The 24,429-nt window shown below is 70.1% G+C and carries 22 protein-coding genes and 1 tRNA gene; 13 read left to right on the plus strand and 10 right to left on the minus strand.

The window, feature by feature from the left end:
* Together ACFW16_RS08230 and ACFW16_RS08235 are read right to left on the minus strand one after the other, a co-directional pair.
* Positions 1-587 (minus strand): calcium-binding protein (locus tag ACFW16_RS08230; protein ID WP_380303693.1); only part of this gene is annotated, 587 nt, incomplete at its 3' end.
* Positions 588-1,253: 666 nt separating this feature from the next.
* Entirely contained in the window at positions 1,254-2,120 is an 867-nt protein-coding gene (locus ACFW16_RS08235; protein ID WP_380303695.1) for a DMT family transporter, read from the minus strand.
* Between the two features lie 92 nt (positions 2,121-2,212).
* Here ACFW16_RS08235 and ACFW16_RS08240 point away from each other — a divergent pair, with 92 nt between their 5' ends.
* Positions 2,213-2,677 (plus strand): Lrp/AsnC family transcriptional regulator, encoded by a 465-nt coding sequence (locus ACFW16_RS08240; RefSeq protein WP_380303697.1) that lies wholly within the window; start codon positions 2,213-2,215, stop codon positions 2,675-2,677.
* Positions 2,678-2,692: 15 nt separating this feature from the next.
* On the opposite strand, the gene recR is transcribed toward ACFW16_RS08240, so the two are convergent.
* The gene (gene recR / locus ACFW16_RS08245) at positions 2,693-3,283 is read right to left on the minus strand and encodes a recombination mediator RecR (protein ID WP_380303699.1); all 591 of its coding nucleotides are present in this window, start codon (positions 3,281-3,283) and stop codon (positions 2,693-2,695) included.
* 157 nt (positions 3,284-3,440) lie between these two features.
* Here recR and ACFW16_RS08250 point away from each other — a divergent pair.
* The 6 genes from ACFW16_RS08250 (at position 3,441) to ACFW16_RS08275 (ending at position 11,565) form a co-directional block, all read left to right on the plus strand.
* A tRNA-Gly gene (locus tag ACFW16_RS08250) sits at positions 3,441-3,514 on the plus strand.
* A 327-nt stretch (positions 3,515-3,841) separates the two neighbouring features.
* Positions 3,842-4,897, plus strand: coding sequence for a type II asparaginase (locus ACFW16_RS08255; protein ID WP_380303701.1), 1,056 nt, complete (start codon positions 3,842-3,844; stop codon positions 4,895-4,897).
* A gap of 48 nt (positions 4,898-4,945) precedes the next feature.
* On the plus strand, positions 4,946-6,625 hold the full coding sequence (gene aspT / locus ACFW16_RS08260) for an aspartate-alanine antiporter (protein WP_380303703.1): 1,680 nt from the start codon (positions 4,946-4,948) through the stop codon (positions 6,623-6,625).
* A 48-nt stretch (positions 6,626-6,673) separates the two neighbouring features.
* Positions 6,674-8,356, plus strand: a complete 1,683-nt coding sequence (gene aspT, locus ACFW16_RS08265) for an aspartate-alanine antiporter (protein WP_380303705.1) — start codon at positions 6,674-6,676, stop codon at positions 8,354-8,356.
* Between the two features lie 21 nt (positions 8,357-8,377).
* Complete coding sequence (locus ACFW16_RS08270; protein ID WP_380303707.1) at positions 8,378-9,997, plus strand: bifunctional aspartate transaminase/aspartate 4-decarboxylase; 1,620 nt, start codon at positions 8,378-8,380, stop codon at positions 9,995-9,997.
* 206 nt (positions 9,998-10,203) lie between these two features.
* Positions 10,204-11,565 (plus strand): glutamine synthetase family protein, encoded by a 1,362-nt coding sequence (locus ACFW16_RS08275; protein WP_380303709.1) that lies wholly within the window; start codon positions 10,204-10,206, stop codon positions 11,563-11,565.
* 96 nt (positions 11,566-11,661) lie between these two features.
* On the opposite strand, the gene ACFW16_RS08280 is transcribed toward ACFW16_RS08275, so the two are convergent.
* Together ACFW16_RS08280 and ACFW16_RS08285 are read right to left on the minus strand one after the other, a co-directional pair.
* A complete protein-coding gene (locus ACFW16_RS08280) occupies positions 11,662-13,470 on the minus strand; it encodes a M2 family metallopeptidase (protein ID WP_380303711.1) in 1,809 nt (602 codons plus the stop codon).
* Positions 13,471-13,673: 203 nt separating this feature from the next.
* Positions 13,674-13,952: a BolA family protein gene (locus ACFW16_RS08285; RefSeq protein ID WP_380303713.1), complete on the minus strand. Its 279-nt coding sequence runs from the start codon at positions 13,950-13,952 to the stop codon at positions 13,674-13,676.
* A gap of 170 nt (positions 13,953-14,122) precedes the next feature.
* Between ACFW16_RS08285 and ACFW16_RS08290 the strand changes: the two genes are divergently transcribed.
* The 5 genes from ACFW16_RS08290 (at position 14,123) to ACFW16_RS08310 (ending at position 19,836) form a co-directional block, all read left to right on the plus strand.
* The gene (locus ACFW16_RS08290) at positions 14,123-14,704 is read left to right on the plus strand and encodes a J domain-containing protein (protein WP_380303715.1); all 582 of its coding nucleotides are present in this window, start codon (positions 14,123-14,125) and stop codon (positions 14,702-14,704) included.
* Positions 14,705-14,737: 33 nt separating this feature from the next.
* Positions 14,738-15,718 (plus strand): cobaltochelatase subunit CobS, encoded by a 981-nt coding sequence (gene cobS / locus ACFW16_RS08295; RefSeq protein ID WP_342235605.1) that lies wholly within the window; start codon positions 14,738-14,740, stop codon positions 15,716-15,718.
* 110 nt (positions 15,719-15,828) lie between these two features.
* Positions 15,829-17,685, plus strand: coding sequence for a cobaltochelatase subunit CobT (gene cobT, locus ACFW16_RS08300; protein ID WP_380303717.1), 1,857 nt, complete (start codon positions 15,829-15,831; stop codon positions 17,683-17,685).
* Positions 17,686-18,054: 369 nt separating this feature from the next.
* Complete coding sequence (locus ACFW16_RS08305; RefSeq protein ID WP_380303719.1) at positions 18,055-19,227, plus strand: helix-turn-helix transcriptional regulator; 1,173 nt, start codon at positions 18,055-18,057, stop codon at positions 19,225-19,227.
* Between the two features lie 66 nt (positions 19,228-19,293).
* Complete coding sequence (locus tag ACFW16_RS08310) at positions 19,294-19,836, plus strand: GNAT family N-acetyltransferase (protein ID WP_380303721.1); 543 nt, start codon at positions 19,294-19,296, stop codon at positions 19,834-19,836.
* Here ACFW16_RS08310 and ACFW16_RS08315 read toward each other — a convergent pair.
* Both ACFW16_RS08315 and ACFW16_RS08320 read right to left on the minus strand, forming a co-directional pair.
* Positions 19,833-20,315 (minus strand): GNAT family N-acetyltransferase, encoded by a 483-nt coding sequence (locus ACFW16_RS08315; RefSeq protein WP_380303723.1) that lies wholly within the window; start codon positions 20,313-20,315, stop codon positions 19,833-19,835. The two genes, ACFW16_RS08310 and ACFW16_RS08315, sit on opposite strands and share 4 nt — an antisense overlap.
* Before the next feature lie 320 nt (positions 20,316-20,635).
* On the minus strand, positions 20,636-21,073 hold the full coding sequence (locus ACFW16_RS08320; protein WP_380303724.1) for an SRPBCC domain-containing protein: 438 nt from the start codon (positions 21,071-21,073) through the stop codon (positions 20,636-20,638).
* Positions 21,074-21,231: 158 nt separating this feature from the next.
* On the opposite strand from ACFW16_RS08320, the gene ACFW16_RS08325 reads away from it, so the two are divergent.
* The gene (locus ACFW16_RS08325) at positions 21,232-22,104 is read left to right on the plus strand and encodes a glutamate racemase (RefSeq protein ID WP_380303726.1); all 873 of its coding nucleotides are present in this window, start codon (positions 21,232-21,234) and stop codon (positions 22,102-22,104) included.
* 15 nt (positions 22,105-22,119) lie between these two features.
* On the opposite strand, the gene ACFW16_RS08330 is transcribed toward ACFW16_RS08325, so the two are convergent.
* From ACFW16_RS08330 to ACFW16_RS08340, 3 genes are all read right to left on the minus strand, one after another.
* Positions 22,120-22,533 (minus strand): fosfomycin resistance glutathione transferase, encoded by a 414-nt coding sequence (locus ACFW16_RS08330; protein WP_380303727.1) that lies wholly within the window; start codon positions 22,531-22,533, stop codon positions 22,120-22,122.
* Positions 22,534-22,544: 11 nt separating this feature from the next.
* A complete protein-coding gene (locus tag ACFW16_RS08335) occupies positions 22,545-23,471 on the minus strand; it encodes an SMP-30/gluconolactonase/LRE family protein (protein WP_380303729.1) in 927 nt (308 codons plus the stop codon).
* Positions 23,472-23,568: 97 nt separating this feature from the next.
* Positions 23,569-24,324 (minus strand): SDR family oxidoreductase, encoded by a 756-nt coding sequence (locus tag ACFW16_RS08340; protein ID WP_380303731.1) that lies wholly within the window; start codon positions 24,322-24,324, stop codon positions 23,569-23,571.
* Between the last annotated feature and the right edge of the window lie 105 nt (positions 24,325-24,429).

Genomic DNA, 24,429 nt, shown 5'->3' on the forward strand with positions numbered 1-24,429 from the left:
ACGTCGTTGCCGGCGCCGCCGTAGAGCTTGTCGCCGCCGGTGCCGCCGATGAGGGTGTCGTTGTTGGCCCCGCCGACCAGGGTGTCGAAGCCCGAGCCGCCGTTGAGCTTGTCGGCGGCGCCGGCGCCGAAGAGGAAGTCGTCCGCGCTGCCGGCGGTGAGATCGCGCGGCGTGGTGGAGGTGTTGAAGGTGAAGAAGTTGCCGGCGGTCAGGTCATCGACAGTGATGTTCTTGATCCGGATGCTTTCGTCGCTGAAATCGTAGTCGAAGGTGATGACGACATCCGTGCCATCCTGCTTCATGAAGGGCAGGAGGCTGGCCATATCGCCGACGCCGATGCCCTGTAGGTCGATCTTGTCGCCGGCCTGGAGGTCGAAGATCGTGTCGTTGCCGAACTCGCGGTCGTTGTAGACGAAGACGTCGTTGCCGGCGCCGCCGGTCAGCTTGTCGGCGCCGGTGCCGCCGATGAGCCGGTCGTTGCCATTGCCGCCGTCGATGGTATCGCTGCCCCCGAACCCGCTGATGGTGTCGCCGTCCGAGGAGCCGGGCAGATTATCGTCGAGATTGGTTCCATTGATCACAGCCATTGCTTCTTACCCCTTCTTTCACGGTTCGATCGAAGGCCCGCCGCACGGCCCCGGCCTGGACGCCGGGCACGGCGGTGCCGTCGGGCGCCCTTCGTCGCGAAGGCCGCCCCTGCCTGCGCCGCCCATGGCGGCAGCGGGCCGAGCTGATGGTCAGGTTGACGGCCGGCCGTGCCGGCCTGTTCCGGGTGCTACAAGAGGAGGTGAAGGGACCACGGGCGGCGGCCGCGGATCACCGCGGGCGGCCGGATCGCCACGGCCTTCAGCGTGGAAGCCGACGCCGGTCGATATCCCGTTCCGTCAGGTCCCGTTCGGGTTCCGCAGATGACATCCAAGTGCTCCCCCACCATCCATTTAACATTTGATTCAAATTAAACTTTGCCGTGCCGGCCCCGCTGGCGGCAATCCGCACTCGACGAGCCGCCGGTCGTCGTCGACACGGGGCTCGCCCGCTGCTCGGTCCGGGGACGAACGGGCCGGGCGTGCCCCCGGCGGCTGCCCGATGACGAGACCCGGCCGTGAGGCGGCCGGGCGCGCTTCGTCATCGCGCTTGCAACCTGGATATCGGCCGATGGTGGCGCGATTGTGTCATCGGGGTGAGATTGTCGTCCCAATCCGCAAGACCGCAATTTTTTTGGCCAAGCCGCGCTGCGATCGCGCTGCAGCCTTTCAGGCCCGGGGCGCCCGGTGCAGGGCGACGCCGGCCATCACCAGGCCGATCCCGGCGAGATCGCGGATCGAGGGGATCTGTCCCAGCACCAGGACGCCGATCCCGGCGGCGGTGGCCGGCAGCAGCGCCAGCATCAGCGCGAAGCTGGCGCGCGGCAGCCGGGCCATGGCCAGCAGGTCGCAGGCATAGGGGATGACCGACGACGCGACGCCGACCCCGATCCCGGCCAGCAGCAGCACCGGGTCGGCCAGCGCCGGCAAGGCCGGGCCCAGCCCGAAGGGGGTGATCGCCGCCAGCGCCGCCAGCATCGCCGCGGCCAGCCCGTCGATGCCGCCGGCCCCGGCGATGCGGTGGCCCAGCACGATGTAGGCGACGAACAGCGCGCAGTTGGCGAAGGCCAGGGCATAGCCCAGCGCGTCGCCCTCCAGCCGGATCTGGGTCAGCAGCGCCACGCCGGCCGCCGCCAGGCCCAGCGCCGCCAGGTTGCGCCGGCTGCGCAGCCCGGCCAGCGCCAAGCCGATCGGCCCCAGGAACTCGATGGCGCCGACCGTGGCCAGCGGCAGCCGAGCGATGGCCAGGTAGAAGCAGCCGTTCATCGCTGCCAGCACCAGGCCCAGCGCCAGCAGCGTGCGGCGGTCGGCCGGGCTGCTGCGCCGCCACAGCCGCCAGGGCCGGCGCCACAGCGCGAACACCAGGGCGGCGGTGGCGATGCGCAGCCAGGCGACGCCCAGCACGTCGACCGCGGCGAACAGCAGCACGGCGCAGGCCGGCCCGAGATAGTGGAACACGGCGCTGACGACGAAGAACAGCTGCGGCGGCACCCGCTGCGCCAGCGGCGCGGGGTGCAGGGTCTCGGCGGAGGGCATGCCCGAAGATTTGCATGCACCGGCGATCCGGCCCATGATCGGTCGAAGCCCTGTGCCTTCATCTGCCTTCGCTTCGAAGGAGATCCGTCGATTTGGCCTTCCAGGTCTCGCCGCTGCTCGCCGATGAGCGCAACCTCGCCCTGATCCGGCTGCTGCAGGCCGAGCCGCGCCTGGGCACGGCCGAGCTGGCGCGGCGCATCGGCATGTCGGCGCCGGCGGTGCGCGAGCGGCTGCTGCGGCTGGAGGAGGCGGGGGTGATCCGCGGCTGGCGGCTGGAGCTGGAGCCGCGGGCGCTCGGCTACCCGCTGACCGTGTTCGTCCGCATCCGGCCGATGCCGGGCCAGCTGCCGAGGATCGCCGAGCTGGCGCGGGCGATGCCGCAGGTGGCGGAATGCCACCGCATCACCGGCGAGGACTGCTTCATCCTGAAGGTGCATGTCGAGGCGATCGAGACGCTGGACCGGCTGCTCGACCGCTTCCTGGCGCATGGCCAGACCACCACCTCGATCGTCCAGTCCACCCCGGTGCCGCCGCGCGACCCGCCGCTGCCGGGATAGGCCCGGGGGCCGGGGCTACAGCCCGCGGCGTGAGCGCAAAGCGGCGACCAGCGTGCCGTCGTCGAGATAGTCGAGCTCGCCGCCCACCGGCACGCCATGGGCCAGGCGGGTGATGCTGGGGCCGGTCCCCTCCAGCTTCTCGGCCAGGTAGTGGGCGGTGGTCTGGCCGTCGACCGTGGCGTTCAGGGCCAGGATCACCTCGGCCACGCCCGGCTCGCGGGCGCGGGCCAGCAGGCGCGGGATCGCCAGGTCCTCCGGCCCGACACCGTCGATCGCCGACAGGGTGCCGCCCAGCACGTGGTAGCGGCCGCGGAAGGCGCGCGCCCGCTCCAGCGCCCACAGGTCCGCCACCTGCTCGACCACGCAGATCACCCCGGCGTCGCGGGTCGGGTCGCTGCAGATCGGGCAGGGGTCGACCGTATCGAGATTGCCGCAGACCGAGCAGGGCACGATCGCCGTGGCCGCCGCCTCCAGCGCCTCGGCCAGCGGGCGCATGACGGTGTCGCGGTGGCGCAGCAGGTGCAGCGCGATCCGGCGCGCCGACCGGGGCCCCAGCCCCGGCAGCCGCGCCAGCAGGTCCATCATGGTGGCGATCTCGCCGCTCATGCGCGCTCCATTCCCGCCGCCCGCCCGCCGCGGACGGGCACCGATCCTATCTAGACCGGCGGGACGTCGTTTCCCAGCATCGCGAACAAAACAGGGCTATGCAGCATCGTCGAGGCGCCTTGAACGGCATCGCCGCTTCGCCTATAACCGACGGCGCGCGGGTGTAGCTCAATGGTAGAGCAGAAGCTTCCCAAGCTTACGACGAGGGTTCGATTCCCTTCACCCGCTCCAGCCCTTTGCAATAGCGTCGCCGCCTCGTCCGCACCCTCCGGTGCCGGCAATCCGCGCCTGCCGTCAGCCCGGCCGGGCGGTCGGTGGATTTCTCGCGCTTTATTTGAGCTTGACCAACCGCCGTCGAGCAGATTGAAATAACAACACCACAAGCACGGGAAATCATCAAAAATTGCTTACATTATTTTATGCTCGATGAGGGACCTCGTCTTCGCCCGCGACTTGCGGATCGGCCAGGCGCCGGCACTGCCCCACGTCCATCGATGCAGTCGAACCGCGCCGGCCCGCGACTGAAGACGGCGCCGGCGCCCAAGGAGGAGGAGCCCGATGCGCGTCGTCCCAGCCGTTGCGCCGATCGCCCTTGCCCTGTCGCTGCTGTCCGTGGGCCCGGCGCCCGCCGCGGAGAAGCCGAACGTCCACATCGTGGCGACCGGCGGCACCATCGCCGGCGCCCAGGCCGATGTCGAGCAGCATGGCTACACCGCCGGCACCTTCACCGTCGATTCGCTGATCCAGGCGGTGCCAGAGCTGAAGGACATCGCCGCGGTGACCGGCGAGCAGCTGGTCAACATCCCCAGCCAGGACATGAACGACGACGTCTGGCTCAAGCTGGCCAAGCGTCTGAACGAGCTGCTGGCCGACCCCAAAGTCGACGGAATCGTCGTCACCCATGGCACCGACACGCTGGAGGAGACCTCCTATTTCACCCAGCTGACGGTGGCCGGCGACAAGCCGGTGGTGTTCACCGGGTCGATGCGGCCGGCCACCGCGATCAGCGCCGACGGCCCGATGAACCTGTACAACTCCGTCGCGGTGGCCGGCAACCCGGCCGCCCGGGGTTATGGCTCGCTGGTCGTGCTCAACGACGAGATCCATGCCGCGCGCGACGTCTATAAGACCCACACCACCAGCGTCGACACCTTCCGCTCGCCCGAGCATGGGCTGGTCGGGCGGGTCGATACCGGCCATCCCACGCTGTTCGGGCCGCCGCCGCCGCGCGGCGCGACCTATGATGTCGGCGCGCTGACGGCGCTGCCGCAGGTCGAGATCATCTACGCCCATTCCAACATGGGACGGACGCTGATCGATGCCGCGATCGCCGCCGGCGCCAAAGGCCTGATCGTGGCCGGGGTGGGCAACGGCAACATGACCAAGGTCGCGATCGACACCCTCGCCGAGGTGGCGAAGACGGGCGTGGTGGTGGTGCGCAGCACCAAGCTGGCCGAGGGCACGGTGGTGCGCAACGCCGAGGTCGACGACGACAAGCTCGGCTTCGTGGTCTCCGACGACTTCAAGCCGGGCAAGGCCCGGGCCCTGCTGCAGCTGGCGCTGACCCGGACCTCGGATCCGGTCGAGATCCAGAAGATCTTCGACAGCCACTGAGGCCGAGATGACCCGCCGGATGCATATGCGGCGCGGGGGGAGGCCGGGATGAGCTGTTCTGTCCCGATCCTCGAACGCGTGCCGGAGGCGGCGATCTTCCTGTGCCTCTGCCTGGGCTTCGCCATCGGTCAGATCCGTTTCGGCAGCATCCGGTTCGGCGGCGTCTGCGGCACGCTGATCGTCGCCCTGGCGCTGGGCCAGACCGGCTGCGGCGTCGGGCCGGGGGTGCGGTCGCTGTTCTTCGCCATCTTCATCTTTGCCCTCGGCTTCTCCGGCGGGCCGCAATTCTTCGCCAATCTCAACCGCAAGGGCTGGCGGTTCGGCGTCCTGCCCCTGGTCGAAGTGGCGACGATCCTGGGTCTCGTCCTGGCCGCGACCGCGATCGCCCGGCTCGACCCCGGCACCGCGGCCGGGCTTCTGGCCGGCGCCGCGACCGAATCGGCGGTGGTCGGCACCGCCGGCGACGCCCTGGCGCGGCTGCCGCTCGACGCCGCGACGGTCGCTGCGCTGCAGGCGAATGTCGCCACCGCCTACACCATCACCTACATCTTCGGCCTGATCACGATCGTGGTCTTCACCAGCCAGCTCGCGCCGCGGCTGCTCGGCATCGATCTCAGGGCCGAGGCGGAAAGGCTGCTCGTCCGCATGGGCGGGATGGGGGCGGATCCCGGGGCCGGGCCGGCCGCGCCGCCGCTGGTGGGCCGTGTGCACCGGGTCACCGCCGCGGCCGGGAAGGCCGTGGCGGAGACGGAGCGGGGCCTGGCCGACGGGGTGACCATCGCCCTGGTCCGGCGCGCCGGCGCCGACCTGCCGGTCACCCCCGGGCTGACATTGGCGGAGGGCGATCTCGTCCTGCTCCACGGCCGGCGGGCGGAGGCGGTGGGCGCCGCCGCGGCCATCGGCCCGGAGGAGGCTCCGGCCGACGGCTTCGGCCTCGCGCTCAAGCGGCAGGATGTCGTGTTCACCCGCAGGGGCCTGAACAACCACCGTTTCGGCGAGCTGAAGGCGATGGCCGACCGTGAGGCCAAGCACGGCGTCTATGTCGCCGCCATCGCCCGGATGGGCGGGCCGCTGCCGATCGCCGAGGAGACGGTGCTGCAGCATGGCGACGTGCTGACCCTGCAGGGGACGCCGGCCGACGTGGCCCGCGCTGCCCGGCTGATCGGGGCGCCGGTGACCAGCCCGGACCGCACCGACTTCGTCATCCTCGGCATCGGCCTCCTGATCGGCATCCTGATCGGCCAGGGCGCGGTGCCGGTGGCCGGCATCCCCCTGACCCTCGGCATCGGCGGCGGCGCGCTGCTGTCCGGCCTCGCCTTCGGCTGGCTCAACGCCAAGCGGCCGGACATCGGGGCGCTGCCGCCGGCCGCGGCGCAGATCCTGAAGGATTTCGGCCTCGCGGCCTTCATCGCCAGCGTCGGCCTCTCGGCCGGGCCGCAGGCGATCGAGCTGATCGGCCGCTACGGCCTGGCGCTGCCGCTGATGGGGGTGGCGCTGTCGCTGACCCCGGCGCTCATCTCGCTCTATCTCGGCCGCTACCTGCTCGGCCTCGAACCGCCGGTGCTGATCGGCGCGATCGCCGGCCAGCAGGTCAGCACCCCGGCGATCAGCGCCGTGGTCCAGGCCGCCGGCAACGCCACGCCGATCATCGGCTACACCGTCACCTATGCCATCTCCAACGCGATCCTGCCGCTGCTCGGGCCGATCATCGTGTTCCTGACCAGCTGACCCGGGCCGCGGCAGCCATCCAGTGCCTCCCCACGACGGAGTACACGAATGGAAATGCTCCACGATCTGTTCAAAGCCTCGCCGGAGGCCGCGCTCTTCCTGTCCCTGGCGATCGGCTATGCAGTCGGCAAGATCCAGTTCGGGCGGTTCCAGTTCGGCGGAGTCGCGGGGTCGCTGATCGCCGCGGTGCTGATCAGCCAGGTCGGGGTGACGATCGATCCCGGCATCAAGGCGGTGGCCTTCGCCCTGTTCATCTACGCCGTCGGCTTCGAGAGCGGCCCGCAATTCTTCAATTCGCTGAACCGCTCGGCGCTGCGCGAGATCGTGCTGGCGGTGTTCCTGGCCGCGACCGCGCTCATCACCGTCATCCTCTGCGCCCGGATCGGCGGGCTGGACAAGGGTCTGGCGGCCGGCATCGCCGCCGGCGGGCTGACCCAGTCGGCGATCATCGGCACCGCCGGCGACACGTTGAACCGCCTCGGCCTGCCCGCCGACGAGGTGGCGCGCCAGCAGGCGGAGATCGCGATCGGCTATGCGGTGACCTACATCTTCGGCTCTCTGGGGCCGATTCTGGTCTGCCTGATCCTGATCCCGCGCCTGTTCGGCCGCGACATCCGCGAGGATGCGGTCAGGGCCGAGCGGGCGCTGGCCGGCGGCGGTACGGTGCTGGGCCGCGGCGACGTCGCGGCGGCCCCGGCGCTGGTCGGCCGCACCTATGTGGTGACCGCCGCCGCCGGCCGCACGGTCGGCGAGATCGAGGCCGCGGCGCCGGGGATCACGATCGAGCGGGTGCGCCGCGGCGATTCGGCGCCGGCGCTCGACCCCGGGCTGCGGCTCGCGGCCGGCGACCATGTGCTGGTCGTCGGCCGGCGCGAGGCGGTGGTCGCGGCGGCGCCCGAAATCGGCACCGAGGAGCCCGCCGCGGCGGGCATGGACATGGTGCTGCATCTGCGCGACGTGGTCTTCACCCGCCCCGGCGCCAACGGCAAGACCATCGGCGAGCTCAAGGCCCAGGCCGACGCCGCGGCGAAGCACGGCGTCTACATCGCCGGCATCACCCGGATGGAGCGGCCGCTGCCGGTGCTCGACGGCACCGCGCTGCATCACGGCGACGTGATCACGCTGCAGGGCGCCGCGTCCGATGTCGACCGGGCGGCGAAGCTGCTCGGCTACGAGATCGCGCCCAGCGACAAGACCGACTTCGTCTATCTCGGCCTCGGCATCCTGATCGGTCTGCTGGTCGGCCTGATCACCGCGCGGGTCGGCGGCATCCCGCTGACCCTCGGCAGCGGCGGCGGCGCGCTCCTGTCCGGCCTGGTCTTCGGCTGGCTGCGCGCCAAGCATCCGACCTTCGGGGCGATGCCCTCGGCGGCCGGCCAGATCCTGAAGGATTTCGGCCTCGCCGCCTTCGTCGCCTGCGTCGGCCTGTCCTCCGGCGCCCAGGCCTGGACCACGCTGCAGGAAAGCGGCGTCGCGATCTTCGTGCTCGGCCTGGTGGTCACGCTGGTGCCGCTGGTGCTGACCCTGCTGTTCGGCCGCTACGTGCTGCGCTACGACAACGCCGCCATCCTGGCCGGCGCTTTGTCCGGGTCGCGCAGCGCCAACCCGGCCTTCGGCGCCGTGCTCGACAAGGCCGGCAACTCGGTGCCGACCGTGCCCTTCGCCATCACCTACGCCATGGCCAATGTGCTGCTGACCATCCTCGGCCCGCTCGTGGTCGGGCTGGTCTGAGCGTTTGGGAGGAGACCCATCATGAACGACACCGTACCCGCCATCGACGACAAGACGGCCGCCTCGCTCGCCAAGCTCAGCCCGTTCGAGCTGAAGGACGCGCTGATCCAGCTGGCGAAGAGCGACGCCGACCGGATGATGCTGAATGCCGGCCGCGGCAACCCGAACTTCCTCGCGACGGTGCCGCGCCACGGCTTCTTCCAGCTCGGCCTCTTCGCCATGACCGAGGCCGAGCGCTCCTTCGCCTATATGCCGGAAGGGGTCGGCGGCTTCCCGCGGCGCGACGGCATCGAGGGCCGGTTCGAGATTTTCGCCCGCGCCCACAAGGACGTGCCCGGCGTCGCCTTCCTGGTCGGCGCCGTCTCCTATGTGCGCGACCAGCTCGGCCTGTCGGCCGGCGACTTCCTCTATGAGATGTGCGAGGGCATCCTCGCCTGCAGCTACCCGGTGCCGGACCGCATGCTGATGCTGAGCGAGAAGATCGTCGGCCAGTACATCCGCAAGGAGATGATCGGCCGCCAGCCCTTCGCCGGCGGTTTCGACCTGTACGCGACCGAGGGCGGCACCGCGGCGATGACCTATCTGTTCAACAGCCTGCGCGAGAACCGGCTGCTGGCGCCGGGCGATTCGATCGCGATCGGCCTGCCGATCTTCACCCCCTATATCGAGATCCCGCATCTGAACGACTACCGGCTGGTCGAGGTCGGGCTGAACGCCGATCCGGAGAAGGGCTGGCAGTACAGCGACAAGGAGCTCGACAAGCTGCTCGACCCGAAGGTGAAGGCCTTCTTCCTGGTCAACCCGTCCAACCCGCCCTCGGTCAAGCTGGGCGCCGCCAACCTGAAGCGGCTGCAGGAGATCGTGGCCAGGCGGCCCGACCTGATCCTCCTGACCGACGACGTCTACGGCACCTTCGCCGACGACTACGTGTCGCTGTTCGCGACCTGCCCGCACAACACGATCCTGGTCTATTCCTACTCGAAATATTTCGGCGCCACCGGCTGGCGCCTCGGCGTGATCGCGACCCACAGGGACAATGTACTGGATCGCGGCATCGCGAAGCTGCCGGCCAAGGTGCAGAAGGAGCTGGACGAGCGCTATTCGTCGATCACCACCGACCCGCGGCACCTGCCCTTCATCGACCGGGTGGTGGCCGACAGCCGCACCGTGGCGCTGAACCACACCGCCGGCCTGTCGACGCCGCAGCAGGTGCAGATGGTGCTGTTCTCGCTGTTCAGCCTGATGGACGAGCCCGATTCCTACAAGAACGCGATGAAGCGGATCATCCGCCGCCGCAAGGCCGCGCTGTACCAGGCGGCGGGGGTGGCGCTGGAGGACGACGAGAACTCGGTCGACTATTACACCATCCTCGACCTCGAGGTGCTGGGCACCAGGCTGCACGGCCGGAAGTTCGTCGACTGGTTCATGAAGAACACCAAGCCGCAGGAGGTGCTGTTCCGGCTGGCCAAGGAAAGCGGCGTGGTGCTGCTGCCCGGCCGCGGCTTCGGCACGCTGCACCCCTCGGCCCGGGTGTCGCTCGCCAACCTCAACGAGACCGACTACGTCAAGATCGGCACCGCGATCCGCACCCTGATGGCCGAGTATGTGGAACGGTTCCAGGCGGCGGGGAAGAAGAAGTAGCCGCAGCTCCCGCCGGACCTTTCGGCGGCATGACCGTCCCGCGCCCGGGACCGGTTCCGCTCGCCTTCGCCTCCGCCTAAGCTTCCCGGCGACACGGACCGAACGGGGAGGCCGGATTGGACGATGCGGGCAGGATGACGGGCGGCGGCAGGCCGGCGCGAGGCAAGGGGCGGCTCGGGCCGCCCGGGCGCGCGGAGGGATCGGCCATGCCTGACGCGACCAAGGCCGCCGATCCGGCGCAGGAGTGCCTCGACTTCCTGGCCCGGCACCGCGACATCCGCTTCGTCGACATCCTGCTGACCGACGCCTGCGGCGTGCAGCGCGGCAAGCGCATCCCGGTGGGCGAGCTGGAGCGGATCTGGCGCAACGGCCGCTACATGCCCGGCTCGATCATCAGCCTCGACATCACCGGCGCGGATGTCGAGGAGACCGGGCTGGTGTGGGAGGACGGCGACGCCGACCGCAGCGCCCGCCCCGTGCCCGGCACGCTGGTGCCGGTGCCGTGGAAGGCCGAGCCCTCGGCCCAGCTGCTGCTGACGCTGTTCGAGCTGGACGGCACGCCCTCGGCCTACGACCCGCGCCAGGTGCTGGCGCGGGTGGTGTCGCGGCTGGCGGCCGACGGGCTGCACCCCGTGGTGGCGGTGGAGCTGGAGTTCTACGTCTTCGACGCGGCGTGGCGCGAGACCGGGCGCCCGGTGCCGCCGCGGGGCGCCAGCACCGGCAAGCAGGCCTACGGCATGGCCGATCTCGACGAGCTCGGCGACTTCCTGGCCGACCTCTACGCCTGCTGCGAGATCCAGGGCCTGCCGGCCGACACCGCGATCAGCGAATACGCGCCGGGCCAGGTCGAGATCAACCTGAAGCACCGCGCCGACGCGCTGCGCGCGGCCGACGACGCCATCCTGTACAAGCGGCTGGTCCGCGCCGTGGCGAAGCGGCACGGCATGGAGGCCACCTTCATGGCCAAGCCCTATGCCGGCGAGACCGGCAGCGGCACCCACCTGCACATCAGCCTGGCGGACGAGGACGGCGCCAACCGCTTCGCGGCGGAAGGCGGTGACGAGCTGCTGCGCCACGCCATCGGCGGCATGGGGGCGACGATCCGCGACGGCATGCTGGTGTTTGCGCCGAACGCCAACTCCTACCGCCGGTTCCAGACCCTCAGCTACGCGCCGCTGGCGCCGACCTGGGGCGTCAACAACCGCACCGTGGCGCTGCGCGTGCCGATCGGCCCGCCGGCGGCGAAGCATGTCGAGCACCGGGTGGCCGGCGCCGACGCCAATCCCTACCTGGCGCTGGCGGCGGCGCTGGCCGGGCTGCATCGCGGGATTCTGGACCAGCGCGACCCCGGCCCGCCGGTGACCGGCAACGGCTACGGCGCCCCGGCCTCGGACATCCCGCCGAACTGGCTCGATTCGATCCGCGACTTCCGCGCCTCGGCGCTGATGCGCGACTATCTCGGCGACGCCTTCGTCGACGCCTTCGCCAAGATCAAGCTGGCCGAATACCGCCGCTTCCACAGCCAGGTGCCGCCGCTCGACTTCGACTGGTACGCCCGGGTGGTGTGACGGCGAGGACCTCGTAGGTTGGGTTCGCGGAGGCGAACCCAACATCGCGCAACCGGAGCCATCGTTGGGTTCGCATGCGCGAACCCAACCTACGACTCACCACCCGCAGCTTTGCCCCTTGTTCTGCTCGGTCAGCCAGTCGTTCAGCGGCTGGAAGTATTCGGCCACGGCGCTGGCGTCGGTGCGGCGCTCGCCGGTGAAGGCCTCCAGCTCGTCCGGCCAGGGCTTGGACTGGCCCATCTCCAGCATCGCGTTGAAGCGCTCGCCGACATCCTTGTTGCCGTAGACCGAGCAGCGGTGCAGCGGCCCGGTCCAGCCGGCCTGCTTGCAGGCGGCGCGATGGAACTGGAACTGGTAGATATGCGCCAGGAAGTACCGGGTGTACGGCGTGTTGCCGGGGATGTGGTACTTGGCGCCGGGGTCGAAGGCGTCGGCCGGGCGCGGGCCGGGCGGCACCAGCCCCTGGTATTTCAGCCGCAGCGCCCACCAGGCGTCGTTGTACTGCTCCGGCGTCGCCTTGCCGGCGAACACCTCCCAGCGCCAGCGGTCGACCAGCAGGCCGAAGGGCAGGAAGGCGATCTTGTCGAGCGCCATCTTCAGCAGGAACGGGATGTCGCCCTCGGGGCCCGGGACCTTGTCCAGGAGGCCGATCTGGTTCAGGTAGGTCGGGGTCAGCGCCGACAGGCCGACGAAGTCGCCGATCGCCTCGTGGAACCCGTCATTGGCCCCGTTCTTGAAGATATAGGGCTGGTCCTTGTAGGCGCGCTGATAGTAGTTGTGCCCGAGCTCGTGGTGGACGGTGTAGAAATCCTCGCCATTCACCTTGGTGCACATCTTGATGCGGACGTCGTCGCGGTCGTCCAGGTCCCAGGCGGAGGCGTGGCAGACCACGTCGCGCCCCTCCGGCCGCACGATCTGCGACCGCTTCCAGAAGGTGTCGGGCAAGGGCGCCAGGCCCAGCGAGGTGTAGAAGGCCTCGCCGGTCTTCACCATCCTGGTCGCGTCATAGCCGGCATCGACCAGCAGCTTGTCCAGGCTGTAGCCCTCGGTCTCGTCCTGCGGCGCCACCAGGTCGTAGATGTTGCCCCAGGACTGCGCCCACATGTTGCCCAAGAGGTCGGCGCGGATCGGCCCGGTCTTCGGCTGCACCGCGTCGCCGTACTTCGCGTTCAGCCGGCCGCGGACGTAGCAGTGCAGGTTCTTGTAGAAGGGCTCGACCTGGCCCCACAGCCGGTCGGTCTCGGCCGCGAAATCGTCGGCCGGCATGTCGTAGCCGGAGCGCCACAGCGCACCGGTGTCGGCATAGCCCAGCGCCGTCGACCCCTCGTTCGCCAGCGCCACCAGCCTGGCATAGTCCGGCCGCATCACCGGCGAGATCGAATGCCAGCCCTCCCACACCGCTTTGGTCTCGGCCGGGTCGCGCGAGGCGGCCAGGATATCCTCGGCGTCGCTCAGATTCAGGGTCTTGCCTTGGACCTGGAACTGGCCGGTGGAGTAGGTGGAGTCGAGCTTGGTGCTCAGCGTCGCCAGCTCGCGGGCCGCGCCCGGCCGGTCCGGCGCCGGCAGCACCAGGTTGCGCTTCAGGATATCGAGCTTGCGCCGGGTCACCGGGTCGAGCGCCACCCCGTCGAAGCGCGAGGCCTGCTTGGCATAGGCGCTGGTCTTCTCGGTCCACTCGCCATTGGCCTTGGCCTCGAGCCACTGGGTGTCGTCGGTGATGAAGGTGGCGCGCACCCAGGAGGCCTTGTTGAGGTATTCGCTGGTGGCGGCCAGGTCGGCCTCGGCGGTCTCGATGAAGGCGCGGGCCTCGTCCGGGGTCGGCGCAGCGGTCTGGGCCGGGGCGGCGATGGCCCACAGCAGGGCGGCCGTGGCGGTACCGGCGGCCAGCAGGCGGGATCTCATCATCGGGTCCCCCTATGCATTGAATTTTATGAGAAATCTCCGGCGCTCTTCCCATCGCCGGATGGGTTGCGCCCATGGAAGGCGGCCGGGAATCGCCTGTCAATCACCGCGTAGGAGTGCGGCCCTGTCCAGCGGGCTGGGTCAGAAGTTCGTTGTCTCACGGCAGAACCCGGCGGCAAAAGCTGAGCCCGATCTGACGTCCGCCCTCAACTCTCCTGTGCCTCCGCCGGAGTCCGGGTGGTCAGCGACAAGGCGTGCACCCGATCCTTCAGCTCGGCCGCCAGCAGGTCGTAGACCAGGCGCTGCCGTTCGACCCGCGAGCGGCCCTCGAAGGCGTCGGAGACGATCAGCACCCGGAAATGGCTTTCGCCGCGGCCGTCGTGGCCGGCATGCCCCGCATGCCGGTGGCTGTCGTCGATGATCTCGAGCCGGGCCGGGGCCAGCGCCTCCTCGATCTTGCGGCGCATGCGGTCGGCGATCTGCATCGGTCCTCTCCTCCATCCGGGCCCAAGGTGATAGCAGAGCCGGCGCCGCGGCGGGAGGCCGTCAGCCTATATTCCCATATGCTGCAAGCGCGAATGCTGCGACACGAGGGCAGGGCAGATTTCCGCCGCCTCGGCTTGTCAGGCGAATGAGCCCTCCCCATACTCGCACCATGGCCACCGCGAACCGCAGAGAGTACCGGGCATTCGAGGAGCCGGCGCCGGCGATGCGCCGCTGCGACCGCCCGGGCTGTGCCTGCGCCGGGGAGTTCCGGGCGCCGAAATCGCGGCAGCATCTGAACGACTACTGGTGGTTCTGCCTGGAGCATGTGCGGGAGTACAACCGCAGTTGGAACTATTACCAGGGCATGAGCCCGGATCAGATCGAGCGCGAGGCCCGGCGCGACACGGTGTGGGACCGGCCGACCTGGCCGATGGGATCCTGGCGGGCCGAGCAGCGGCTGCGCGCCCGGATCTATCAGAGCTTCGCCGAGGGCGCGGGCGACAACCCGTTCCACGCCGGCCGCGAGGCGGAGGAGGAGGCGAAGCAGGGCCGCCCCCTGACCGAGCAGGAGAGCGCGATGAAGACGCTCGAGCTCGCTCCTCCCTTCGACCTGAAAACCCTGAAGGCCCGCTACAAGGCCCTTGTCAAACTGCATCACCCGGACGCCAATGGCGGAAGCCGCGATGCCGAGGAGAAGTTCAAGACCATCAACCACGCCTACAGCGTGCTGAAGGCCGGCTTCGCCTCGTGAACCATACTCTGGAATTTGGACTTCGACTGGATCATGAGCGCTGACACCTCCACGACGCTGCCCGACATCAAGGTGTCCGTGCGGCAGACCTTCGGCATCGACAGCGACCTGCAGGTGCCCGCCTTCTCCGCCGCCACGCCGCATGTGCCGGACGTCGACAGCGCCTACCGCTTCGACCGCGACACCACCATGGCCATCCTGGCCGGCTTCGCCCACAACCGGCGGGTGATGATCCAGGGCTATCACGGCACCGGCAAGTCGACCCATATCGAGCAGGTGGCGGCGCGCCTGAACTGGCCCTGCGTCCGCGTCAACCTGGACAGCCACATCAGCCGCATCGATCTGGTCGGCAAGGACGCCATCGTGCTGCGCGACGGCAAGCAGGTGACCGAGTTCCGCGAGGGCATCCTGCCCTGGGCGCTGCAGAACCCCTGCGCCATCGTGTTCGACGAATACGACGCCGGCCGGCCGGACGTGATGTTCGTGATCCAGCGCGTGCTGGAGGTCGAGGGCAAGCTGACCCTCCTGGACCAGAACCGGGTGATCAAGCCGCACCCGGCCTTCCGCATCTTCTCCACCGCCAACACCGTCGGCCTGGGCGACACCACCGGCCTGTATCACGGCACCCAGCAGATCAACCAGGGCCAGATGGACCGCTGGTCGATCGTGGCCACGCTGAACTACCTGCCGCATGACGCCGAGGTCGAGATCGTCCTGGCCAAGGTGCCGGATTTCGACACGGAGGAGGGCCGGACCAAGATCAACGCCATGGTCCGCCTGGCCGACCTGACCCGCGCCGGCTTCATCGGCGGCGACATCTCCACCGTCATGTCGCCGCGCACGGTGATCACCTGGGCCGAGAATGCGCGCATCTTCGGCGATGTCGGCTTCGCCTTCCGCCTGACCTTCCTGAACAAGTGCGACGAGGTCGAGCGCTCGACCGTGGCCGAGTACTACCAGCGCTGCTTCGGCACCGAGCTGCCGGAAAGCGGCGTCCGCGCCCATCTGGCGTGAGGCTGGTCGGTTTGTGAGTAGGTTGGGTTCGCGTCCGCGAACCCAACATCGAGACGAAAGAGCCATGTTGGGTTCGCCGTGGGCGAACCCAACCTACGGCGGATGAGCGGATGCCCCAGGACGACAGCCCGATCGAGGTGTTCAAGCGCGCCACCACGGCGACGGTGCGGGCGATCGCCGAGCGGCCCGACATCACCGTGGCCTATTCCAGCGAGCCGGCCGGCGTCGCCGGCACCCGCGCCCGGCTGCCGCAGCCTTCGCGCCTGCTGACCTCGGCCGAGGTCGCCAAGGTGCGCGGCGCCGCCGATGCCGTGGCGCTGCGCCTGCGCCACCACAGCGCCAAGGTCCATGCCGCCCGCATGCCGCAAGGCGACGTCGCCCGCGCCGCCTTCGAGGCGCTGGAGCAGGCGCGCTGCGAGGCGATCGGCGCCACCCAGATGGCCGGCGTCGCCGGCAACCTGGCGGCGGCGCTGGACGACCGCTTCAAGCGCCAGGGGCTGGACCGCGTCACCGAGCGCGAGCAGGTGCCGCTGGCCGAGGCGGTGCGGCTGGCCGCGCGCGAGGCGATGACCGGCGAGAAGCCGCCGCCGAACGCCCGCCACGCCGCCGACCTGTGGCGGTCCTGGCTGGAGAGCCGGATCGGACGGTCGCTGCACGAGCTGGCCGACGCCATGGACGACCAGGAATCCTACGCCCGCTGCGCCAAGCACCTCTTGGCCGAGCTCGACGTCGATGTCGGCCAGGAGGACGAGACGCAGGAGGACGAGGACGGCGAGGACGACGACAAGGCCGACGGCGAGGAGCCGGAGGAGCAGGGCCGCGAGGGCGAGCAGGTCAGCGCCGAGGCCGACGACAGCGACAGCGACCCGGAGAGCGGCGACGAGACCGACGCCGAGGGTGCCGAGCAGGAGGAGGCGTCGGACGACGCCGACGAGTTCTCGACCGAGGACACCGAGTCGCCGGGCCAGCCCTGGCGCGACGACCAGACCGGCGCGCTCGACCCGAACGGGCTGAACTACAAGGCCTTCACCACCCAGTTCGACGAGATGGTGTCGGCCGAGGACCTGTGCGATGCCGACGAGCTGTCGCGTCTGCGCCTGATGCTGGACCAGCAGCTGCAGCACCTGCAGGGCGTCATCGCCAAGCTGGCCAACCGCCTGCAGCGCAAGCTGATGGCCAAGCAGACCCGGTCCTGGGACTTCGATCTGGAGGAGGGCATCCTCGACGCCGCCCGCCTCGCCCGGGTGGTGATCAACCCGCTGACGCCGCTGTCCTTCAAGATGGAGCAGGACACCGATTTCCGCGACACGGTGGTGACCCTGCTGATCGACAATTCCGGGTCGATGCGCGGCCGGCCGATCACCATCGCCGCGATCGCCGCCGACATCCTGGCGCGGACGCTGGAGCGCTGCGGCGTGAAGGTCGAGATCCTCGGCTTCACCACCCGCGCCTGGAAGGGCGGCATGGCGCGCGAGCGCTGGATCCAGCAGAGCAAGCCGCAGAATCCCGGCCGGCTGAACGACCTGCGCCACATCATCTACAAGGCCGCCGACGCGCCCTGGCGCCGGGCCCGCAAGAATCTCGGCCTGATGCTGCGCGAGGGCGTGCTGAAGGAGAACATCGACGGCGAGGCGCTGCTGTGGGCCCACAACCGCATCGTCGGAAGGGCGGAGCAGCGGCGCATCCTGATGGTGATCTCCGACGGCGCCCCGGTCGACGACTCGACCCTGTCGGTCAACCCCGGCAACTATCTCGAGCGGCACCTGAAGCAGGTGATCGAATACATTGAGCGCTGGTCGCCGGTGGAGCTGGTGGCGATCGGCATCGGCCATGACGTCACCCGCTACTACCGCCGCGCCGTCACCATCGTCGATGCCGAGCAGCTGGGCGGCACCATGATCGACAAGCTGGCCGAGCTGTTCGACGAGGAGCCGAAGAAGGCGGTGACCCTGCGCCGGGCGAGCTGAGCCCTGAAACCGGATCCTGCAGAGGTGGTCGCATCCGCGGCCGCCTTTGCCGTGTCCGCCGCCCTGCCTTCGCCGCCGCGCCTCCACACCGATGCCATAATAAAAGTGCCTATAATGGCACCGACAAAACACTTATGATCCCCGGTCGAGGAAAACGTCGCGGCAGGCCGTGACGTCGACCTCGCGGGACTTGGCGTTGTTTCAGGAACCGGACGGGTTCGATTGGCGGCGTATTTTCCTGTTCTAGGATATTTTGGAGCACGGGATGCCGGCATGGCATGATCGACTTGCGGGCGGCGCGCAGGCGGCGGTTCGTTTCGATCCGGCGTGCCGTGGCATCGATGCGAAACCCGGGAAAAGGTCGGCCCGATGACCGCGGGTGCGCAGGTGATCCTCCGGACCGTCCAACGGATCTACGACGCCGCGATGGAGCCGCAGGAATGGCCGCATTGCCTGGACGCGGTGCGCGATCTGGTCGGCGGCTCGCACGCCGTGTTCACCACCACGACGCCGGACGGCGTCCAGCTCGCCACCTGTTCCCGCATGGATGTGCGGCAGCACGGCGACCGCTGCGACAAGATCCTGCACAGCGACTTCTGGGCCGAGCAGATGCAGCGGTTTCCGGCCGGCACCGCCCGCACCCAGTCCTCCCTGGTGCCGGTCCCGGACTATGAGCGGACGGATTTCTACCAGCAGCTGATCCGGCCGATCGGCGGCGGCCTGGCCGCGGTGGCCGTGCCGTGGCGCGGCCCGTCCAGCTGGTCGGCGGTCCGCGTCTGCCGGCCGCTGCACGAGCGCGATTTCGGCCCCGAGGAGCTGAACCGGCTGCAGGCCCTGGTGCCGCACCTGGCCAAGGCCGGCAAGCTGCACCGCCGCCTCGCCAGCGTCGATCCCTGCACGACCGGCGCCCTGGCGGCGATCGACGCGCTGGGTCTGGGCCTGATCCTCTTGGACCGGCACGGCCGGCCGGCCTATCGCAACGAGCGGGCCGAGGCGGTGATCGCGGCACGCGACGGCCTGCTGGCCGATGCCTACGGCATCGCCACCGCCCTGCCGGCGCAGACCAGGGCGCTGCACCAGGCGATCGCCGCGGCGATGCTGCTGGCCGGCGGCCCGGACACGGCCGATGCCGCGCTGAACCGCGCCGCCGCCGCGATGCTGCGCATCCCGGTGTCGCGGCGACCGCCCAGCGGGCCGCTGATCCTGACCGTGGTGCCGGCCCCGAGCGGCCGCTCGGCTCCGGGCGAGCCGGGCGCGGTGGCGGTGCTGATCTCCGACCCCGATCGCCGTAGCCGCATCGACACTGCCGGCCTGGCCACCGCCTACGGCCTCACCCGGCGCGAATCCCATCTGGCGGCGCTGATCGCCGACGGCTTCGGCCCGGCCGAGGCGGCCGAGACCCTGGGCATCTCCATCGGCACCGCCCGCCATTATCTGAAGCAGGTGTTCGAGAAGACCGAGACGCATCGGCAGGCCGAGCTGGTGCGCCTGCTGCTGCACAGCTTCGTCGCCCCCGATTCCGGCGCCGCGATCGGGCGCTGAGCGGGCTGGCTTGACCGGCCGGACGGCATCGGGCCTGCTGCACCTCTTCGATTCAGGAGACGCCCGATGCCAGAACCGGTGCTGGAGACTGCCCGGCTGATCCTGCGCCCGCCGCGGCGGGAGGATCTCGACGCCTGGGCCGAATGGGTCTCCGATGCCGAGGCCATGCGCTTTCTCGGCGGCGTTGCCTCCCGCCCGCTCGCCTGGCGCTTCCTCGTCACCATGGCCGGGGCGTGGGCGATCCAGGGCTTCGCCAATTTCTCGGTGATCGAGAAAGCGACCGGGCGCTGGATCGGCCGGCTCGGGCCCTGGCAGCCGGAGGGCTGGCCCGGCACCGAGGTGGGCTGGGGCCTGTGCCGCGCCGCCTGGGGCAAGGGCTACGCCACCGAGGGCGCCACGGCGGCGATCGACTGGGCTTTCGACCATCTCGGCTGGACCGAGGTGATCCACTGCATCGCGCCGGAGAACGAGCCGTCCAAGGCGGTGGCTCGCCGGCTGGGCTCGCGCTTCCGCGACCACAGCCGGCTGCCGCCGCCGATCGACGCCGAGGTCGAGATCTGGGGCCAGAGCCGCGAGGAATGGCGCGGCCGGGCCGCGCGGCTCCGCTAAGGCGGCGCGACGGCCTTGCCCAGACGGCGGATAGTCGGCGTGAAGCCGGCCGCCTCGTAGCAGGCGACCGCCCCGGCGTTGAACTCCCAGACGCCGAGCTCGAGGGTGCCGACGCCGCGATCGCGGGCCCAGGCCTCGGCATGGCGAAGCAGCAGGCCGGCGATGCCGCGGCGGCGATGGCCCGGCATCACCACCAGATTGTCGATCTCGACGATACGCCGCTCCGGCCGGACCGGGTTGGCCGGGATCGTCCGCTCGACCAGCGTGGCCAAGCCGGCCAGGGCGCCGCCGTCCTCGGCGACGAGGATGGTGCTGCCGGGCCCCGCGATCAGCCCGGCGACCAGCTCCGGACTGCGCGCGGGCCCGTCCGGCTCGACGAAGACATCGGGCCGGACCTCGCGGTGGAAACGGTCGAGCTCGGCGAACAGGACGCAGAGGGCGGGATGCTCGTCCGGCCGGGCCGGGCGGATGAGGGGCATGTCGGATCTCCTGGCGGCGCCGCGCGGCCCCGGAGACCCCACATGGAAATGCCGCCGGAACCGGCGGCATGGGTGGGCATGAAAGATCGTCCCCGCCGCCTCAGAAGGGCGGGGCACCGTATCGCGAAGCGGGACGAGAACGACGGATCATGGCGGCAGGCTATCGGCCGGCCGGGCCGCGGTCAATCACGCGCCATCCGGCCAGCGCCCCGGCGATGATCCCCGCGACCTCGTCCGCGGTCAGGGCGGAGTTTGATGCAGATGACGTCCATGGCCCGTCCTTTCGCGACGCGCCGTCTCAGCCTCGTGAAGGGCCGATGTCAGGCGAACAGCTTCTCCAGCTCGTCCAGGCAGCCCGCCCAGCCGCCGCGCACGCTGTCGGCATACTCCCGGCTCGGGGTCCGGCTGTGATGCACCGTGACCTCGGTGCGGCCGGGCGAGACCTCGCGGAACTCCACCGTCACCTCAGTCTCGGCGCCGCGGAACGCCGCGAAAGGCCCGTCATAGACCCAGCTCTTGACGATCCGCCGGCCGGGCACGAGCTCGCGATAGACGCCGGTGGTGCTGTGGCGCTCGCCGCTGCCGCCGATGACGTCGATGCGCCAACGGCCGCCGACCCGCGGGTCGGTCTCGGCCAGGGCGCAGGTGAAGGGCGGCGGCGCCAGCCAGCGCCGCAGCTTCGCCGGGTCGGTCCAGGCCTCATAGGCCTGAAGCGGCGTGGCGTTGATGACGCGGCTCTGGGTCACCGTCTCGACCATGGCCCTCACTCCTGCTCCGGCGAGCGCCGCTTCATTCTAAACCGTATGGTTTACGATAGAGATCCCCATCGGAATCATCAACCATCCGGTTGAATGATCTGCGCCTTGAGAATGCCCCCAAGATCCGCTACCGCGAAGGCTGCGTCACGGGGATGCGGATGATCGGGGTCTTCGATTCGGGACATGGCGGGCTGACGGTGCTGCAGGCGCTGACCCGGCACCTGCCGCAGCAGCGCTTCCTCTATCTCGGCGACCACGGCCACGCCCCCTATGGCAACCGCGAGCCGGAGGAGATCTACCGCCTGACCGTGGCGGCGGTGGAACGGCTGTTCGGCCTGGGCTGCCGGCTGGTGGTCCTGGCCTGCAACACGGCCGCGGCCACCGGGCTGCGCCGCCTGCAGCAGAGCTGGCTGCCCCATCATCACCCGGACCGCCGGGTGATCGGCGTGCTGGTGCCGATGGTGGAGGCGATCACCGGCGTGCCGTGGATGGCCGACATCCGCACCGGCCGGCACCGCGGCGAGCCGCGCACCGTCGCCATCTTCGCCACCCGGCACACGGTCAGGACCGGCGCCTTCGTCGAGGAGATCGGCAAGCGGGCGCCGGAGATCACGGTGGTGCAGCAGGCCTGCCCGGTGCTGGTCACGCTGATCGAGCAGGCGGCGCCGGAGACGGTGCTGCGCCGCGCCGTGCGGCGCTATGCGGCGCTGCTGATGCGGCAGCTCAAGGGCGTGCCGCCGGATGCGGTGATCCTGGGCTGCACCCACTACCCGCTGGTCGCCGATCTGTTCGCCGAGGCGCTGCCGTCGGGGGTGGAGGTGCTGTCCCAGCCGGACATCACCGCCCGCAGCCTGGAGGCGTATCTGGAGCGCCACCCGGAGTTCGACACCGCCGGCGGGACCGACGTGTCGCCGCCGCTGTTCTTCACCACCGGGGATGCGGGGCAGATCTCCACCCTCGCCACCCGCTTCTACGGCCGCCCGGCGTTGTTCCGGCCGCTCGGGGCGGAGGCGCTGGCCGAGGCACGGTAGCGTTGCGGCGCGAACCTAATCGTCCGGAAAGAACTCGATCCCGGCCTCCCACGGGTCGTCCCGCATCGACCGCAGGCGCGTCCGCCAGTCGCCGTCATGGATCTCGAGCTTGTGGCCGTCCGGATCGAGGAAATAGATCGATGCCCCCTCGCTCCGGTTGAGGCGCCAGATCGGGGCGCCGTGGTCCGCCAGCCGTCTGGCGCAAGCGCCGAAATCGGCCACGCTGAAGGCGATGTGGGTGTAGTCGGGATGGGGCGACGAGCGCGCCGTCTCATCGGCGCTGAGGCAGAACCAGAGATCCCCGGCCAGCAGATAGGCGCCGCGGCTCCATTTCGCCAAGGGCTTCAGCCCCAGCACGTCGACGTAGAACCGGAACGACCTCTCGACGTCGCTGACGGCGAGGGTGACGTGATTGATGCCGGTGACCATGGGGCATCACCTCACCGACGGTAAGCCAGCGGGCATCCGGGTTCCGGCCAGTCCATGGCCACGAGCCGTCCCGTGCCGGACAGGGTGATGTAAGCGGCTTTCAGATCGGCCCCGCCGAAGCAGATATTGGTCACGATCGGATCGTCCGGCAGCATGACCTGGTCCAGCACCGCGCCGTCCGGCGCGATCACGGTGATGCAGCCGGTGATCAGCGTGGCGACGCAGATGTTGCCCCGGGCATCGACCGCCAGGCTGTCGAAGCGCTGGTATCCGGGCAGGCCGCAGACCAGCCGGCCGCCATGCGGCGACGGGAACGGCTGCTTCCGTGCCCGCCCCGGCTCCTCCAGGTCGAAGGCCCAGAGGCGGCCGGTCTCGGTCTCCGAGACATAGACGACCGACTCGTCCGGCGACAGGCCGACGCCGTTCGGCGTCTCCATCGGATAGGCGACCTCGACGATCCGCGAGCCGTCGGCACGGGCGTAGTACAGCCCGCCATAGTCCCGCTCGCGCTCGCGATGCTTGCCGAAATCGGTGAAGTAGAAGCCGCCGGAGCGGTCGAAGACGATGTCGTTCGGGCCGCGCAGCGGATGGTCGCCGCAGCGGTCGTAGAGGGTGCGGATCTCGCCGGTGGCGAGGTCCAGGCGCTCGATCCGGCCGCTGGTGTACTGCGGATGTACGCCGCGGCGCATCCGGTTGTAGCCGCCGTCGAGATGGAACAGGAAGCCGCCGTTGTTGCAGACATAGAGCGCGCCGTCCGGGCCGACGGCCAACCCGTTCGGCCCGCCGCCGAGTTGCGCCACGACCTCGACCGTGCCGTCCGGCCGGACCCGGCTGACCGTCTCGCGCTGAATCTCGACCAGCAGGACGGAGCCGTCGGCCTCCGCCACCGGCCCTTCCGGGAACTGCAGCCCGTTGGCGATGACGCGGATCTCGGGCATGGTTTCCTCCGTCAGATCAGCCCGGATCGGGCCGCGGCCTTCGTGCTTGCGCACGATACCGCCGCCGCCGGTCCCGTCCAGGCCGATCTTGCCGACGTCAGACCAGGCCGCCATTGGCGCGCAGCACCTGGCCGTTGACCCAGCCGCCATCCGGGCCAGCCAGGAAGGCCACGACCCCGGCGATGTCCTCCGGCGTGCCCAGCCGCTCCAGCGGCGCGGCCTTGGCGAGGCGCTCGACCAGCTCCGGCGACTTGCCGTGGAAGAACAGGTCGGTGCCGGTCGGGCCCGGGGCCACGGCGTTGACGGTGATGGAGCGGCCGCGCAGCTCCTTCGCCAGAATCCCGGTGAGGGCCTCGACCGCGGCCTTGGTCGCCGTATAGACGCCGTAGCTCTCCAGCTTGGTGCCGACGACGCTGGTCGAGAAGTTGACGATCCGGCCGCCGTCGTGCAGCCGCTTCGCGGCCTCGCGCAGCACGTTGAAGGTGCCCTTCAGGTTGACCGCGACCTGCCGGTCGAACAGCGCGTCGTCGGCATCGGCGATCCGCGCCAGCTGCATGATGCCGGCGTTGTTCACCACCACGTCGATGCCGCCGAAGGCGGTCTCGGCCGCCTCGAACATCCGGCGCACCGCGGCGGGATCGGCGACGTCGGCCCGGGCGGTCAGGGCCCGGCCGCCTGCCTGCTCGATGCCGCGGGCCAGAGTCTCTGCGGTCTCCGCGTTGCCGGCATAGTTGACGACGACGGTGAAACCGTCGCGGGCGAGCCGCCCGGCGATCGCGGCGCCGATGCCGCGCGAGGCGCCGGTGACGATTGCGACCTTGTTGGGCACGACCTTGCTGCTGACGTCGCTCATCTCTTCCTCCTGCTCGACTCCGTGTCGACGAGAGGAAGATGGGCCTTATCGCTTTCCGGATAATCTGGTCTGATCTGCCATCATCATTCGGAAATCGGGAACAAT

It is taken from the genome of Inquilinus sp. NPDC058860, assembly GCF_042743185.1.
Lineage (GTDB): Bacteria > Pseudomonadota > Alphaproteobacteria > DSM-16000 > Inquilinaceae > Inquilinus.

Excerpts from the sequence above, each read along its gene's own strand:
- ACFW16_RS08235 (WP_380303695.1), bottom strand. The coding sequence starts at position 2,120 with ATGCCCTCCGCCGAGACCCTGCACCCCGCGCCGCTGGCGCAGCGGGTG.
- recR (WP_380303699.1), bottom strand. The coding sequence starts at position 3,283 with ATGAGCGGCGAGATCGCCACCATGATGGACCTGCTGGCGCGGCTGCCG.
- ACFW16_RS08255 (WP_380303701.1), top strand. The coding sequence starts at position 3,842 with ATGCGCGTCGTCCCAGCCGTTGCGCCGATCGCCCTTGCCCTGTCGCTG.
- aspT (WP_380303703.1), top strand. The coding sequence starts at position 4,946 with ATGAGCTGTTCTGTCCCGATCCTCGAACGCGTGCCGGAGGCGGCGATC.
- aspT (WP_380303705.1), top strand. The coding sequence starts at position 6,674 with ATGGAAATGCTCCACGATCTGTTCAAAGCCTCGCCGGAGGCCGCGCTC.
- ACFW16_RS08270 (WP_380303707.1), top strand. The coding sequence starts at position 8,378 with ATGAACGACACCGTACCCGCCATCGACGACAAGACGGCCGCCTCGCTC.
- ACFW16_RS08275 (WP_380303709.1), top strand. The coding sequence starts at position 10,204 with ATGCCTGACGCGACCAAGGCCGCCGATCCGGCGCAGGAGTGCCTCGAC.
- ACFW16_RS08280 (WP_380303711.1), bottom strand. The coding sequence starts at position 13,470 with ATGATGAGATCCCGCCTGCTGGCCGCCGGTACCGCCACGGCCGCCCTG.
- ACFW16_RS08285 (WP_380303713.1), bottom strand. The coding sequence starts at position 13,952 with ATGCAGATCGCCGACCGCATGCGCCGCAAGATCGAGGAGGCGCTGGCC.
- ACFW16_RS08290 (WP_380303715.1), top strand. The coding sequence starts at position 14,123 with ATGGCCACCGCGAACCGCAGAGAGTACCGGGCATTCGAGGAGCCGGCG.
- cobS (WP_342235605.1), top strand. The coding sequence starts at position 14,738 with ATGAGCGCTGACACCTCCACGACGCTGCCCGACATCAAGGTGTCCGTG.
- cobT (WP_380303717.1), top strand. The coding sequence starts at position 15,829 with ATGCCCCAGGACGACAGCCCGATCGAGGTGTTCAAGCGCGCCACCACG.
- ACFW16_RS08305 (WP_380303719.1), top strand. The coding sequence starts at position 18,055 with ATGACCGCGGGTGCGCAGGTGATCCTCCGGACCGTCCAACGGATCTAC.
- ACFW16_RS08310 (WP_380303721.1), top strand. The coding sequence starts at position 19,294 with ATGCCAGAACCGGTGCTGGAGACTGCCCGGCTGATCCTGCGCCCGCCG.
- ACFW16_RS08315 (WP_380303723.1), bottom strand. The coding sequence starts at position 20,315 with ATGCCCCTCATCCGCCCGGCCCGGCCGGACGAGCATCCCGCCCTCTGC.
- ACFW16_RS08320 (WP_380303724.1), bottom strand. The coding sequence starts at position 21,073 with ATGGTCGAGACGGTGACCCAGAGCCGCGTCATCAACGCCACGCCGCTT.
- ACFW16_RS08325 (WP_380303726.1), top strand. The coding sequence starts at position 21,232 with ATGATCGGGGTCTTCGATTCGGGACATGGCGGGCTGACGGTGCTGCAG.
- ACFW16_RS08330 (WP_380303727.1), bottom strand. The coding sequence starts at position 22,533 with ATGGTCACCGGCATCAATCACGTCACCCTCGCCGTCAGCGACGTCGAG.
- ACFW16_RS08335 (WP_380303729.1), bottom strand. The coding sequence starts at position 23,471 with ATGCCCGAGATCCGCGTCATCGCCAACGGGCTGCAGTTCCCGGAAGGG.
- ACFW16_RS08340 (WP_380303731.1), bottom strand. The coding sequence starts at position 24,324 with ATGAGCGACGTCAGCAGCAAGGTCGTGCCCAACAAGGTCGCAATCGTC.